The organism is Pandoraea sp. NPDC087047 (genome assembly GCF_044745225.1).
In the GTDB taxonomy this organism is placed as follows: domain Bacteria; phylum Pseudomonadota; class Gammaproteobacteria; order Burkholderiales; family Burkholderiaceae; genus Pandoraea.
In genome coordinates this window covers 348506-362060 of record NZ_JBIUZU010000001.1, presented here as the reverse complement: position 1 = coordinate 362060, position 13555 = coordinate 348506, and the positions used below count along the sequence as shown (strand labels likewise).

The following is a 13555-nucleotide window of genomic DNA, read 5'->3' as shown; positions in this document are numbered from 1 at the left end:
CAGTGGGCGCGTCGAATGCCCATTTTGTTGCCGAAGCCCACGGGGATCGTCAGAACTGGCACAACCGCCGGTTCGTTTCAGCAATCGTGCGGCGTCGCGCCGCGTTAGCGTTCTCTGTTTTGCCGCGAGTGGTGATGCGTCGTGCACTTGCGCGACGGCCACTGGCAGCGCAATCACCAGGAGACATGCTGAATGACCCGATTGCAACAGGCGATGCCGCACCATGCTCATCGGCCGTACACGCACTTGCGCAATACCGCGCCGCGCAACAGACGCTCCGGTTTCGCCGACGACTGGCGTGCCGGCGGTGCACTGCCTCGCACCGGTAACCGGCACCCGGCGCGTTCACGGTCGAGCCGCACCGTCGCGTCGACGAGAGACGCGGATGGCGCGTCACCTCGCGACGTCGCCAATGCCACGTTCGCGCGGACGTTATTGACCGTCGCCGGCGTGGTCGGTGTCGTTGGCGTCGCCGGTATGGCAGCGGGCGCCAACGTCCCTGCCGGGCCGTTCACCCGGTTGCGCACGATAGGGCGGAACAACGCGCTATCCGCGCCCATCGCCTCCCCACCGCCTGCAACGTTTGCGCCTTCGGAAGCCGTCTCCGGCATTCGCTCGTTGCTTCGCATGCGTCCGGAACGGGACGAGGGGGGCCGCGTGGCGCCGCAGTGTTTGCCAGCGCCGCATGCGCGGGCGCTCGGCATATCGCCGGTACCGGCAGATAGCGACGACGCGCTGAGCATGGGGTTGTCGGCCTATCGCGAAGACTTGCAACGTGTCGTTGTTGCCTCGATCCGCGACGCGGTGGCCAACGCCGACGCAGACACGCGCGAGGCATTTGCCAACGCCGAGGTCTTGCGTCCCAGGCATATTTCGCTTCGCGTCAGTCGCAACGGGGCGAAAGGCTGGCCGCCGCCCAGCGTGTATCTCGCGCCTTACGGCATTGCGCTTCATCTTCGCGACGAGCGGGGACGTTGGCGCGCCTTCGCGATATCGCTGTCTTCGCAGGCCCCGTCACTCGTCACCCCGATCACCCCCTGCGGACCGCGCAATCGGCTCGGCACGTGGTGTCTCGCCAAGGCGCTTGGCCCCGTTCTCTGGGGCGAGCGTTGGGCGTCGGTCGAGTCGAAGATCGACGACACCGATGAAGTGTCGTTTCTCTCGACGCGGGCCGGCGCGACCGTCTCGCCCGGATGGCCATCCCCCGACACGCCGGTGCTCGAATCGCCCGACATGGAGGAAGTGGCCGAGGTATTGCTGGAGAGAGTGATCGGTAGCGCGTCGTGGGGGTACGGCATTACGCCGACCGACGCGCCCTTGCAGCGACCCAGGCGAGACGCTGTCGCGATGCCGGGGGCACAAGCCCCAGCGTCTCACGCATTGGCCTCGCGGCTGACCGTGTCCGGACTCGAATGCCTTGCGGCCGTCATCCGCACCGGGACACTCCACGAGCACGCCCTCGCGCTGTTGCAGCATCTTTGGCCGGCGAATCCGGCGAATCCGGCGAACCCGGCGGTGGCGCCCAATGGACGCGTGTCGCTTTCCGAACCTGCCGCCCCGATCGCCGTCGATTTTCCGCACGAATCCTTCAGCGGGCCGTTCGGACGCGGCGTGCAGTGGGCCTTGCCCGCAGACGTCTACGTCGAATACCGCCCCGAATTGACGCAGAACGGCGTGAAGGTCTTCGAGATCGACGGCACGCTGTACGGCACGACCGTGGCGAAGACGCGAAAGCATGCGTCCGATCTGCGTCCGCTCGACGACCTTCGTCGCGAGCTGGGGCCGCTGGCGCTTTGCCGCATTTCGCGCGGCGTGGGGATCGACGTCGACGGCATGTGTCTCGAATGTCACACGGAACGAGAGGGGGAAGTGTCGGTGACGGAGCAGGGCGCGACGGTGGCGCAGCATCAGCCGTTGGACGCGTCGCCCCTGGTGCGTTTGCGTGTGGCGGTGTATTCGCAGCCCTTCGAGGCGGCTGACGGACGTCGACAATTCTTCGCATTCGGCAGGCTGGGCGAATTCGACACGCACGACGTGCCGCACGTCGCCCCCGACTCACCGCTGGTCGACCCCGCCGTATACGCCCCGGAACTGAACGGCGATCTCGCCTACTACGAGCAGGCGACGACAGATGGGCCGGTCGGTGCACGCCGTGTACACCTCACGCTCGGCGACATGCAGGTCGCGGCGCCATTCGGCACCTATCGTGACCGTCATGGCACGCTGCACGGCGTGGTGCAACTGTCGCGCGACGTCTTTTACCGCTTCACGCCGCCGGGGGATGAAGGAGATGCGGGGGGCGTGGAGACGGCCACGTCATCGCCGCAACAGATCCATCTCCAGTATCGCCACCGCGAGCATCGCGACATCCGTGAGTACTGGATTGCACAGCACCATCGTGCGGCGGCGGAGAACGCCATCGTATTGCCGACGATCTCGTATGGCGAGACGCGCACCTTGTTGCAGTTGTATCTGCGAATCTGGGAGCAGGCGCCCTCTCCGGCGGATGTCTGGCGCGGACTTGAGGATATTCCGTTGTCCGTCATGCAGGCGCGGCAAGCGGTGAGTCAGCTCACGCAAGCGATCGAGCACCGGGTCGCCTCTGCCAGAGCGGGGGCGTTATCGGATGCAATGGCCTCGACGTCATCGCCACCCGTCGTCGATCCCGATTTGCTGCCGACCTTCAACCGCTTGTGGGCGCACTGGCAGCGCTATCCGGCGCAATCCGATGCGTTCGTCAACGCCGTGGCGAGAGACTTCATGTCGCGCCCGGCACCGCTCGCCGTCTGGTCGCAACTGCCGTTCACGAGCGACCCGCAGACGACGCGCGAGGTGTTGGCCATCTTCGAGACGGTGTTTCCGGGCATGGCGGATTTGCAATCGCTGGTGACGGGCAACCTGCGCGGGGTACGCGCCGTACAAGACCAAATGCGCGAAGTCTCTCGCAACGCCAATATTGCGGTCGCCGAGGTGACGCTTGCCGACGGCACGCGCACGATCTATTACTGCCTCTCGGGGCGTCAGCGCACACCGGTGCCCACGAACCCGCCGACGGTGCGCTTCGTGGATGCCGGCCGCGCGTATGTCCAGCGCGAGCGCAACGTCATCACGCAACAGCGCAATGAGCAGCGGGGTGCCGCGCGCTCGCCGCAGTCGCCATCGGCACGTTTCCCGCAAGCGCCGCGTTCGTCACAATCCCCTCAGTCGCCACGGCCGTCTCAGCAGCCTCAGCAGCCTCAGCCGACGGAACCGCCCGAGTTGCGTTTCGCGATGGCCGACGCCGATCTGCCCACGTACAACGCCGTCTCTGGCGACGCCAAGACTCGCACGCTCGACACCGAGCGCCTGATTCTGGCGCAGATCTACGCGGATCACCCGGCGGGCGAAAATGTGGTGCGCTCGATTGTGATGTGCTCGCGCATGCCGTTCTGCGACTCGTGCGCGGTCAATCTCGCGATGGTGCCGTATCACTATCCCGATGCCGCGCTGCGGTTCTATTACGTCGCCCCCACGCCACGCTATCGGGTGTCCCCCGCGATGACGACCCCGGCAACGTCGGATGCCCCGCAGCCCAGCGGGACGCACTCGTCTCGGAGGAGCCGACACGTGCACGCAAGTCTGTAATCGGGACGTCTGCGCGTTTTTCCCCTATATTGTCCGGTCTCGACGCCGATCACGGCGCATGACCATCTCCCGGGGCGTGAGGACACCTTGCGCTCCGGGCGCCGTGCCGCCCAGCCGCATGGGCATCACGGCATCATGGCAAAGGAGCGATGAACGCATGACAGCGCCAGATTCTCCCTCGCGCGAACCCGCTATCGGACTGGGCAGTGCCGCGCGCGATCTTTATCGGGCGCTGTGGCGTCATGCGCAGGGCGTGCGCCGTCAGTTGCTCGGCGCCGCTGCGCTGTTATCGGCGGCGCAATTGCTGCGTCTGACGATGCCCTGGCTGGCCGCACAGGCGATCAATGGGCTTCAGCAAGGCAATATGGCCGTCGCCGGGCGCTGGATCGTCTATCTCGTTGGCATCTATCTGTTGTCCTGGCTGATGCACGGCCCGGGGCGAATCCTCGAGCGCAACGTCGGCGTGCGGGTGCGAATGCGGCTGGCCGACCAACTGTATGCACGCATTGCGGCAGCGCCGCTGGCCTGGCGCGACGCACGACACTCCGGTGAGTTGCAGCATCGCGTGGTGCAGTCCAGCCGGGCGCTCTCCGACTTCGCACAGAATCAGTTCGGCTATCTGCAAAGCGCATTCAGCTTCGTCGGCCCGCTCGTGGCGCTGGCCTTGCTCTCGCGCACCAGCGGCGTCATTGCCGTGACCGGCTACGTCCTGATCGCGCTCATCATCCTGCGTTTCGACCGTGTGCTGATGCAACTCGCGCGCGCGGAAAACGATGCCGAGCGACGCTACGCCGCCGCGCTGCTCGATTTCGTCGGCAATGCGGGCACGGTGATCGGCCTGCGTCTGCAAGCGGCATCGCGCAAACTGCTGGGACATCGTATCGACGCCGTGATGGTGCCGCTGCGTCGCACGGTGACGCTCAACGAAGGCAAGTGGTTCGCCGTCGATATTCTCGGCATGGGACTGACGTGGATTCTGGTCGTGGTCTACGTGTTGCAGTCGCGCGAGCCGGGAGAGACGGTGATGCTGGGCACGGTGTTCATGATTTATCAGTACGCGCAGCAGGCGGCGACGGTGGTGGGCGCGATGGCGTCGAACTTCCAGAGCTTCGCGCGCATGCATACGGATTACGGCAGCGCACAGCCGATCTGGGATGCCCCTGGCGATTTCGATGCCGTCGTCCCGGCCGTGATCGCCGACGCACCGTGGCAGACGCTGGCGCTGCGTCACGTGTCGTGGCATTACGCCGACGATGCACGCGGCGGTTTGCGTGGCGTCGATCTCGTGCTTCGTCGCGGCTCTCGCGTGGCGCTCGTCGGTGCGAGCGGCGGCGGAAAGAGTACGTTGCTTCGCACGTTGGCCGGGCTCTATCTCCCGCAGCAGGGGGAACTGCTTCGCGACGGCAAATCGACGGATTGGTCCGAACTGCGCACCCTGGCAACGCTGATCCCGCAGGAAGCCGAAGTGTTCGAGGCGAGCGTCGAGGAGAATCTGACGTTTGGTGAGCCGGCCGACACACAGGCATTGCAAGCGGCTATCCACGCAGGCGTATTCGACGACGTTCTGCAACATCTCCCCGCCGGACTGTCGAGCGCGCTTAACGAACGCGGCAGCAATCTCTCGGGCGGCCAGCGACAACGGCTCGCGCTCTCGCGGGGCGCGCTGGCGGCGCAGGGCAGTTCGCTATTGCTGCTCGATGAACCCACCAGCGCGCTCGATCCGTTGGCGGAAGGCCGCGTGTTCGAGCGCATGTACGCGGCGTTCCCGACGGCGTGCATCGTCGCCTCCGTCCACCGGCCGAGTCTGCTGGCGCGTTTCGACACCATCGTCGTGATGGAGGGCGGGCGAGTCGTCGACGCCGGGCCGAGAGACGAAGTGCTTGCAAGACGCACTTGATAGGCCTCAGCAGCCATCAGAAGCCGGCTCCGGCCTGGCGTGAGTGACACGTCAAGGGGGCAATCAAAGCCCGGGGGAGGCCATCGGTTTGATGGCCCATTTTTGAGGTCCGTTCGGGCGACGGCTAGAAGATGTTGAGGTCGTCCACGTCTGCCAGCCCGGCCACCAGGGCATCGAGCAAGTGACGCACCGCCGGCACCATGCCGCGTCGCGTGGGGAAGATCGCATGGACGAGTGCGGGGGGCGTGGACAGATCCGGTAGCAACCGGACCAGTCGCCCGGCGCGGATCTCGGCGTTCACGAACTCCTTCGGCAGCAATGCCACGCCGACGCCCGCCATCGCCGCCGCGCGCAGACTGGCAAGATCGTCCATTGCCAGTCGCGGCCGATGGGTGAAAGCGCTCACGTCGCCTCTGGCATCCGTCAGGCGCCATGTGTGACGCTCGTTTTTGTCGGCCATCGAAACGGTCGGCCAGTCGCTCAACGAGGCGAGCGAGTCTGGGGCGGTATGCCGGGCCACCAGTTCCGGGCTTGCCACGAGAATCATCGCCGACAGTCCGAGTTGGCGTACCGCGAGGTCGGTGTCTTCGAGTGGAGGCAGACGCACGCGAATCGCGAAATCCAGTCCTTCCTCTATGACATCGACGCGCCGGTTGGTCGCGTCGACGAGGACCTGCACCTGCGGATATTGCTGAACGTATCGCGAGACGATCCCTGCGATGCCCACACTCAACAATCCCAACGGGCAACTGATCCGCACGGTGCCCTGCGGCTCGCTGCGCGTTCGGTCGATGAGCTCCCGCGCGGCTCTGGATTCCGCGACGAGCGCCAGACAGTGTTGATGGAACTGCCGTCCCGTCTCCGTCAAGGACAGGCTGCGGCTTGTCCGGTTGAGCAGGCGTACGCCGAGTTCTTCTTCCAGCGCACGAACGCGCCGGCTGAGCTTAGACGTCTGTAGGTCAAGGCTGCGGGCCGCCGCCGTGAAGCTGCCGCGCTCGACGACTTCGGCGAACAGGCGAAGGTCATTCAGATCGGAAATCGGGTCCATAAGACATGGGGCGCCAGACGCGCTCGGATTGTTCTATTGACAGCAATGATACTTTGCATTTCAGGAGATAGGCAGGCAATCGTTGCGTCAATAGCATTGTGTCCATGAGCTGATGCCTTCGCCGGGAGCGAAGGGCATTCAGTGCATCTGAATCAAGGAGATGGACATGCTGACCCACCGACGTTGGGAATCCCTGGACAGCGCCGAGAACGGCTGGCTGCGCGCGAAGTATCACTTTCGTGTCACGCCGTCCGGCAATCCGGCGCATCAGGCGCTCGGGCCGCTGATGGTCTGGAACGACGATGAGATTGCGACAGACAACGGCTTTCCCTTTCACGGCCACCACGACATGGAGATCCTCACCTACGTGCGTCAGGGCGTGCTTGGGCACCGCGACACCCTCGGCTCGGAAGGCACGATCCATGCGGGCGACGTGCAGGTGATGAGTGCCGGCACCGGCATCCGTCATTCGGAATTCAACAAGGGCGAAGTGCCGCTCAAGGTCTATCAGATCTGGCTGCGGCCGCGCGAGACGGGCGGCTCGCCGTATTGGGCGACCAAGCCGTTTCCGGCGCATCCGGGGACGGGGCACTTCACTGTGCTGGCCAGCGGTTATGCAGACGACGAGGGCGCGCTGCCGATCCGCGCGGATGCTCGTCTGCTGGGAGTCAAGCTGCGCGCGGGCGACACGCTCCAGCATGCGCTCGAACCGTCGGGCGACGCCTACCTCGTGGTCGCCGCGGGAAGAATCAGCATCAACGGCGAGTTGATGAGTCCGTTGGACGGCGTGGCGATCACGGACGTCGCGATGGCTGAAATCTTTGCTTTCGAAGACGCGGAACTGGTCATGGTGGAGACCGGCTGAGCGTCGTCTTACTTCTATTTCCCACCGTTTTTCATTTTTTCTAATTGTTTGGAGATTGTTATGGAACGCTACAAGTTTCTTCCGTTGCTCGGCCGTGTCTTGCTCGGTGCACCGTTTCTGATGAGCGGGTTGGGCAAGCTCGGCGCGCATGCCGCGACCGTCGGCTACATCACGGCAGTCGGACTGCCTGCACCGTCGCTCGCCTACCTCGTGGCGGTGATCGTCGAGGTCGGCGGCGGTCTGCTGCTGATTTCGGGGTATCGCGCGCGTCCGGTGTCGCTGATACTGGCCCTCTTTTCGTTCGCCACGGCTGTGTTCTTCCACCACAATTTCGCGGATCAGAACCAGATGATCCACTTCCTGAAGAACGTGATGATGGCCGGCGGTCTGCTGCAGATCACTTACTTCGGCGCGGGCGCATTCAGCCTGGATTCGCTGCGCAAGGTGGCCGGCGTGCGAGCACCGGTGTCGAGCGTGTCCTGATCCGTGACGGTTCGGGTGCGCGCTCATGCAGCGCGTGCCTGAGTTCAAGGCTCAAGCCCCAAGCCTCAAGCTATTTCGCCGCCATAGGCGGACGGTCGCACACTCGGCGTTGTGTGTGTGATCTGACGGAGGTGGTCCCGTCACGAAATTCGGCTATGCTGGCGACTACACAAGGTGAGCGACGCAGACGACGGGTCTGCGTGCCGAAATCGGCGACGGTGTCGGACCGCACCGTCTGCTCGCTCTGGCCGTGTACGGAACAAAATACAACGCCACGCCTACATGTCTATCCCGGCAGTTTTCATCAGCATTGCGATCCTGTCCTGTGTGATGAGCGTCGCCGTTCTCGGCTCGCTGTTCCAGGCGCATGTCCCGGGGGTTCGTCTGTGGAGTGTGGCAAGCGGCTTATTGGCCCTGACGTCCGCGCTGCTGCTCACCGGAACGTCCGACATCGTCGTTGCCACGTCGAGCAGCCTGTTGCTCGTTGCCTCGCTTCTCGGCGTGCAGGGCTTCAGGCAATTTCTGAATACGCGTGCGTCCTACGCCTGGGAATACGCGGCGACTGCCTTCATCCTCGCGCTGCTGATCTACTGGACGTTCGTGTCCCCTCACGTTGACGCGCGTAGCGCCCTGGTCTCGGGCTTCATCGCGTATGTCCGATTCAACATTGGCTGGACGGTCTTGAGATACCGTCCGCCGGGTCGTCCCAAATACGCCTATTACTTCGTCTCGATTGCCGCAAGCCTGGGCGCTGTCGTGCACGCCGTGCGGTCTGTCGCGTATGCCCTCGGTCTGGCGCATGAACGGATGTTCCTGGAGCCAACGCCCCTCAATGTACTGTTCCTCGGCATGGCGACGCTGACCCTGCCGAGTCTTTCTGTCGGCATGGTGCTGCTCGCGCACGACCGGCTGGCCGACCGCATGGAGCGGCTGGCCACCTACGACGACCTCACCGGCGTGCTCGCCCGACGGGCGTTCATCGCACGTGCGGAGGCGGTCGTGGCCGCAGCGGCAGCGACAAAATCGCCGTTGTCCATCGCGATTCTGGATATCGACAATTTCAAAGGCGTCAACGACCGGTATGGGCATGCGTCGGGGGATTTCGTGCTCGCGCATGTGGCGTCGCTGATCTCCCGTTCGGTGCGCGCCAACGATGTCGTCGGACGCATTGGCGGAGAAGAGTTCGCGTTGCTGCTGCCGTTAGCGTCGAGAGAGGAGGCCGGCCGTCTCGTCGACCGGTTGCGCGACATCGTCGCCACCTCGGGTTCCTGCGTGCCGAACCGGGACGTCGTGCCGACGCTCAGCGCGGGCGTCGACGCGTTCACCCAGGGCGATACGCTGGCGAGCGTCATGGCACGGGCCGACGCTGCGCTCTATGTCGCAAAAGCCAGTGGCAGAAACTGTGTCGTGGTGGCGTCGGACCAGGAGGCGCTGGCGACGAATCACCGCAATCGGTTGGACACGGAAGCGGCGAACGGCTGACACGTTGCGTGACGCCGCATCGAGGACGGCGCGATTCAAGGAGGGCGCGTTGCGTGGCGCACCACGCTGCGTCAGCGCCGATGATGCCGCAACGGGATGTCGGAAGCATTATCGGCACATGCGGGCTAACGGGCACGGGTTGGCACGCGTTAGCCCGTTAGCGGGTCAGTTCTGCTGACGCTCGAAACGGCGCAGCAGGTCGTTACCGCGTGCGACTGCGGTGTCCAGCGCTTGTTGCGGCGTCTTGGCGCCGGTCCAGACCTGCTCCAGTTCCTCGTCGATCACCGTGCGAATCTGCGGCATATTGCCCAGACGCAGGCCGCGCGTGTAGGGCAGCGGCGGCTTGTTGAGGATCTGCTTGATTGCTGTCTGCGCGCCGGGGTTCTTCGCGTAATAGCCCTGCTTGAGCGCGAGGTCGTAGGCGGCTTTCGTCACGGGCAGATAGCCGGTGTCCTCATGCCATTTCGCGGCGACTGCCGGGCTCGTCAGATACGACAGGAATTTCGCCGTGCCCTTGTAGACCTCTGCGTTCTTGCCCGCCAGCACCCACAGGCTCGCGCCGCCGATGATCGCGTTCTGTGGCGCGCCCTTCACCGAGGCGTCGTACGGCATCATGCCCGTGCCGAATTCGAACTTCGCGGTCTTGCGGATGTTGGCTAGCGCGCCGGACGAGTTGGTGACAATGCCGCAATCGCCGCTATAGAACTTCGAATTGGCTTCGTCCTTGCGGCCGGCGTAGGAGAACGTTCCCTGCCTGGCCATATTGGCGAGGAACTGGATGTGACTTACCTGCAACGGCCGGTTGAATTCGAGCACCGCATCGGCCCCGTCGAACCCGTTGTTTTTCGATGCAATCGGGGCGGCGTGCCAGGCGCTGTAGTTCTCGAGCTGAACCCAGCTTTGCCAGCTCGTCGAGAAACCGCACGCCATGCCGCTTGCCTTGAGCTTGGCGGCGTCCTGCGCGACTTCGTCCCAGGTTTGCGGTGCCCGGTTCGGGTCGAGACCGGCCTTCTTGAAGGCGTCCTTGTTGTAGTAGAGGATCGGCGTCGAGCTGTTGAACGGCATCGACATCAGGCGGCCCGTCCTGGCATCGCTGTAGTAGCTGGCGATGGCGGGCACGAAGGCGTTGCTGTCGAGCGCAACGCCCGCGTCCTGAAAGACTTTCCACACCGGAACAATGGCCTTTTTCGCGCCGATCATCGTGGCGGTGCCGACTTCGTACACTTGCAGGATCGCCGGGGCGTCGCCGCTGCGGTAGGCGGCGATCCCCGCAGCGAGCGTCTGATCGTAGTCGCCCTTGTAGACAGGCACGACCTTGAACTCGCTTTGCGACGCGTTGAAATCGTTCGTAATGGCGTTCAGCCGTTCGCCGAGCGAGCTATCCATCGCATGCCAGAACACAATGTCCGTTGCTGCATGCGCGGCGTTGACCATCCCCAATACAACCCCGGCAGCCAAGGCGGCTTGCCGGACCCATTTCGTTTTCATATCACTTCCCTGAGTTGAATCTGCGCGGATTATCGAAACGCTCCGTGAATCGCAGATGACACGGTTTTTCGCTAACAGGCAGCGCGAAAAAAGCTCAACGAAATGGAAGAAAGCCGCCGGACAACGCGTCTGGCGGCCTCGTCATGAGACGTCTACCGAGGTGAATCAGATTTGAATCAGTCGTCCAGTGGCAGCCCGCTGCGGTCGTTCACCCGTGCGACTGCCGCCACCGACACCAAGGCGCACGCAATCATGAAGATAACCACCGGCACGTAGCTGCCGCCGAAGTAGGCCACCAGGGCGGTAGCGATGAGCGGCATCGGGCCGCCCACGAGCGCCGCGCCGATCTGGTAGCCCAGCGACATGCCCGTATAGCGGATCGACGGCGGGAACGCTTCCGCGAGCAGGGTGCCGATCATCGAGCCATAGGTCGTCCAGATCACGCTCAGGCCGACACCGACCGCCACCGACGCGAGCAGAATCGACTTCTGGTTCAGCAGCCAGAAGTACGGGCCGATCCAGACGATGAAGGCGAGCGTGCCGAACAGGAAGACTTTCTTGCGGCCGATCCTGTCCGAGAGATGACCGAAATACAGCATGAACGGGAAGGCGAGCAACGCACACACCAGCACGATGTTCAGAATGTCCGAGCGCTGGAAGCCATGACCGATCATGTACGACACGGTAAAGGTCGCATACAGAAAGAAGGTCGACGTCTCCACCACCTTGGCGCCGATGGCGATCAGCACCGAGCGCCAGTGATCCTGCAGCGTCTCCTTGAGCGGAATGCGCGTGTCGGTGCGCGTCGCCATGATCTTCTTGAACGATGGCGTCTCGCCAACGGCGTTACGAATCCACATGCCGATCATCACGAGCACGATCGAGCCGACGAACGGAATACGCCAGCCCCAGCTCTGGAAGTCCGCGTCGCTGATCGAATTGCTCAATAGCGACGTGATGATGTTGCCCAGTGCAAGCCCGAGCACCGCACCGGTCTGCGGCACGGCGCCGTAGAAGCCGCGACGATGGCGTGGCGAATACTCGACCGCCAGCAACACGCCGCCGCCCCATTCGCCGCCCAGCGCCAGACCTTGCATCAGGCGCAGCACCGAGAGAAGAATCGGTGCCCATACGCCGATCTGGTCGTAGTTCGGCAGCAGGCCCATGAGCACCGTCGACATGCCCATCATCGTCAGCGTGATGGCGAGTGTCTTTTTGCGGCCGACCCGATCGCCGATGTGCGCGAAGATTACCCCGCCCAGCGGACGGATGATGAACGCCAGCGCGAATGTCGCCAGCGCGAGCAGATTGCTGACCAACGGATCGGTGCTGGGGAAGAACTGCTTGGCGAAGATGATGGACGCCATCGTTCCGTAGAGGAAGTAGTCGTACCATTCGATCGTGCTGCCCACGGCACTGCCGAGCAGCGCGCGGCGGCGCTCGGCGTCGGGGACCATCGTTTCTTTCGTCGCAGACGTCAGGCCGGGGTTGCCTGCGCTGTTGGGCGCTATTCCGCTCATTGTCTCCACCTTGTTATTTAATGACCGGACGAAGTCTACAAAGGTGGCGCGCGTCAGTACACTGACCGTTTGCGTGAGCGCTATAACTTTTCGTCAAGGCAGGCGATGGCAGCACGTTCCATCGCCATGCGGAGAAGGCATACCTGCGGCGCTCGCGGGGGCATCGGGCTCAAGTGGCGCGCTTCGCCCCGTTTTCGGCAATGGCGTCCATGAGCATTTGCGCGCCGTGCGAGACGGGCGCGCCGCGTCGCGTGACCAGTTCGTACGGCTCGCTGAGTGAGGACAGTTGCAGCGGCAGCGTGCAGGCCACGCCGTGCTCCGTATAGAAGCGCGCCACGTCGATCGATACGAGCGCGACCAGAGACGGGTTTTTCTGCAACAGCGACACCGTCGCAAACGCGGAGGTCGTCTCCAGTAAATGCGCGGGAAAGCGCAGCCCTGCGTCGTGAAACTCCCGCTCCAGCAGGCGTCGCATCGGCATGTTCGCGCGGTAGACGACCCACCGGTAGTCCGCGAGATCCGCCAGAGAGACCCGTCCCTCGCTCGCGAGCGGATGCGCAGTGTTGGCGATGACGGCGAGCGTTTCGTTCTGAACGAACGCGCTGTCGTAGAGGTAGGGCGTCTGGCTCACGCTGGTTCGGCACACGGCGAGATCGAGCCGGCCGGCGTCGATCAGGCTGAGCAGGGTGGCGCTGGTGTCTTCCACGATTTCGATCGACATCTCCGGCTGCGCCTCGCTCACGGACGTAATGGCGTCGGTGAGCAACGGCACGGCGCCCATGATGACGCCAACGGAGACGCGTCCGCCGTGCCCGCGCATGATGCCCACCATCTCTTCACGCAGGTGCGCGAGATCGGACTGGATCAGGCGCGCGTAGCGAATCACACAGTGCCCCACAGCGTTCGGTTCAAGCCCGCGGTTCGAACGCTCGAACAGCGCCGTGCCGAACGTCGTCTCAATTTCATGTAGCGCCTTGCTGGCGCCGGGCTGGGTCATCGCGAGCTGTTTGGCCGCCCCCAGCAGGGAGCCGTGTTCTTCGATGGCGATCAGCAGACGAAGCTGCTTGACGTGCAATCGGGAGATGATCGAGTTGAGCGAAGGGGGCGTCATGGTGTTGATGAAAAGTTATATCGCTATCAAATGCTGT

Annotated in this window: 9 protein-coding genes; 5 read left to right on the top strand and 4 right to left on the bottom strand. The window is 64.0% G+C overall.

The features are described from left to right. The first annotated feature begins 192 nt into the window (after window positions 1-192). Window positions 193-3624 carry a hypothetical protein gene (locus ACIPHM_RS01475; RefSeq protein WP_400323727.1) on the top strand — a complete coding sequence of 1144 codons (3432 nt, stop codon included), beginning with the start codon at window positions 193-195 and terminating at the stop codon, window positions 3622-3624. A 157-nt stretch (window positions 3625-3781) separates the two neighbouring features. After that, window positions 3782-5521: an ABC transporter ATP-binding protein gene (locus ACIPHM_RS01470; RefSeq protein ID WP_400323724.1), complete on the top strand. Its 1740-nt coding sequence runs from the start codon at window positions 3782-3784 to the stop codon at window positions 5519-5521. 124 nt (window positions 5522-5645) lie between these two features. On the opposite strand, the gene ACIPHM_RS01465 is transcribed toward ACIPHM_RS01470, so the two are convergent. After that, the gene (locus ACIPHM_RS01465; protein WP_400323721.1) at window positions 5646-6569 is read right to left on the bottom strand and encodes a LysR substrate-binding domain-containing protein; all 924 of its coding nucleotides are present in this window, start codon (window positions 6567-6569) and stop codon (window positions 5646-5648) included. A 166-nt stretch (window positions 6570-6735) separates the two neighbouring features. Between ACIPHM_RS01465 and ACIPHM_RS01460 the strand changes: the two genes are divergently transcribed. The 3 genes from ACIPHM_RS01460 to ACIPHM_RS01450 all read left to right on the top strand — a co-directional run bounded on the left by ACIPHM_RS01460 (window position 6736) and on the right by ACIPHM_RS01450 (window position 9399). Then, window positions 6736-7434: a pirin family protein gene (locus ACIPHM_RS01460; protein WP_400323718.1), complete on the top strand. Its 699-nt coding sequence runs from the start codon at window positions 6736-6738 to the stop codon at window positions 7432-7434. A 60-nt stretch (window positions 7435-7494) separates the two neighbouring features. Beyond that, window positions 7495-7917 carry a DoxX family protein gene (locus tag ACIPHM_RS01455; protein ID WP_400323715.1) on the top strand — a complete coding sequence of 141 codons (423 nt, stop codon included), beginning with the start codon at window positions 7495-7497 and terminating at the stop codon, window positions 7915-7917. Between the two features lie 282 nt (window positions 7918-8199). Beyond that, window positions 8200-9399, top strand: a complete 1200-nt coding sequence (locus ACIPHM_RS01450) for a GGDEF domain-containing protein (protein WP_400323712.1) — start codon at window positions 8200-8202, stop codon at window positions 9397-9399. Between the two features lie 165 nt (window positions 9400-9564). Here ACIPHM_RS01450 and ugpB read toward each other — a convergent pair whose 3' ends face one another. The 3 genes from ugpB to ACIPHM_RS01435 all read right to left on the bottom strand — a co-directional run bounded on the left by ugpB (window position 9565) and on the right by ACIPHM_RS01435 (window position 13518). Continuing rightward, window positions 9565-10887, bottom strand: coding sequence for a sn-glycerol-3-phosphate ABC transporter substrate-binding protein UgpB (gene ugpB, locus ACIPHM_RS01445; protein WP_400323709.1), 1323 nt, complete (start codon window positions 10885-10887; stop codon window positions 9565-9567). A gap of 176 nt (window positions 10888-11063) precedes the next feature. Beyond that, window positions 11064-12407: an MFS transporter gene (locus ACIPHM_RS01440; RefSeq protein WP_400323706.1), complete on the bottom strand. Its 1344-nt coding sequence runs from the start codon at window positions 12405-12407 to the stop codon at window positions 11064-11066. 169 nt (window positions 12408-12576) lie between these two features. Next, entirely contained in the window at window positions 12577-13518 is a 942-nt protein-coding gene (locus ACIPHM_RS01435; protein ID WP_400323703.1) for a LysR family transcriptional regulator, read from the bottom strand. Between the last annotated feature and the right edge of the window lie 37 nt (window positions 13519-13555).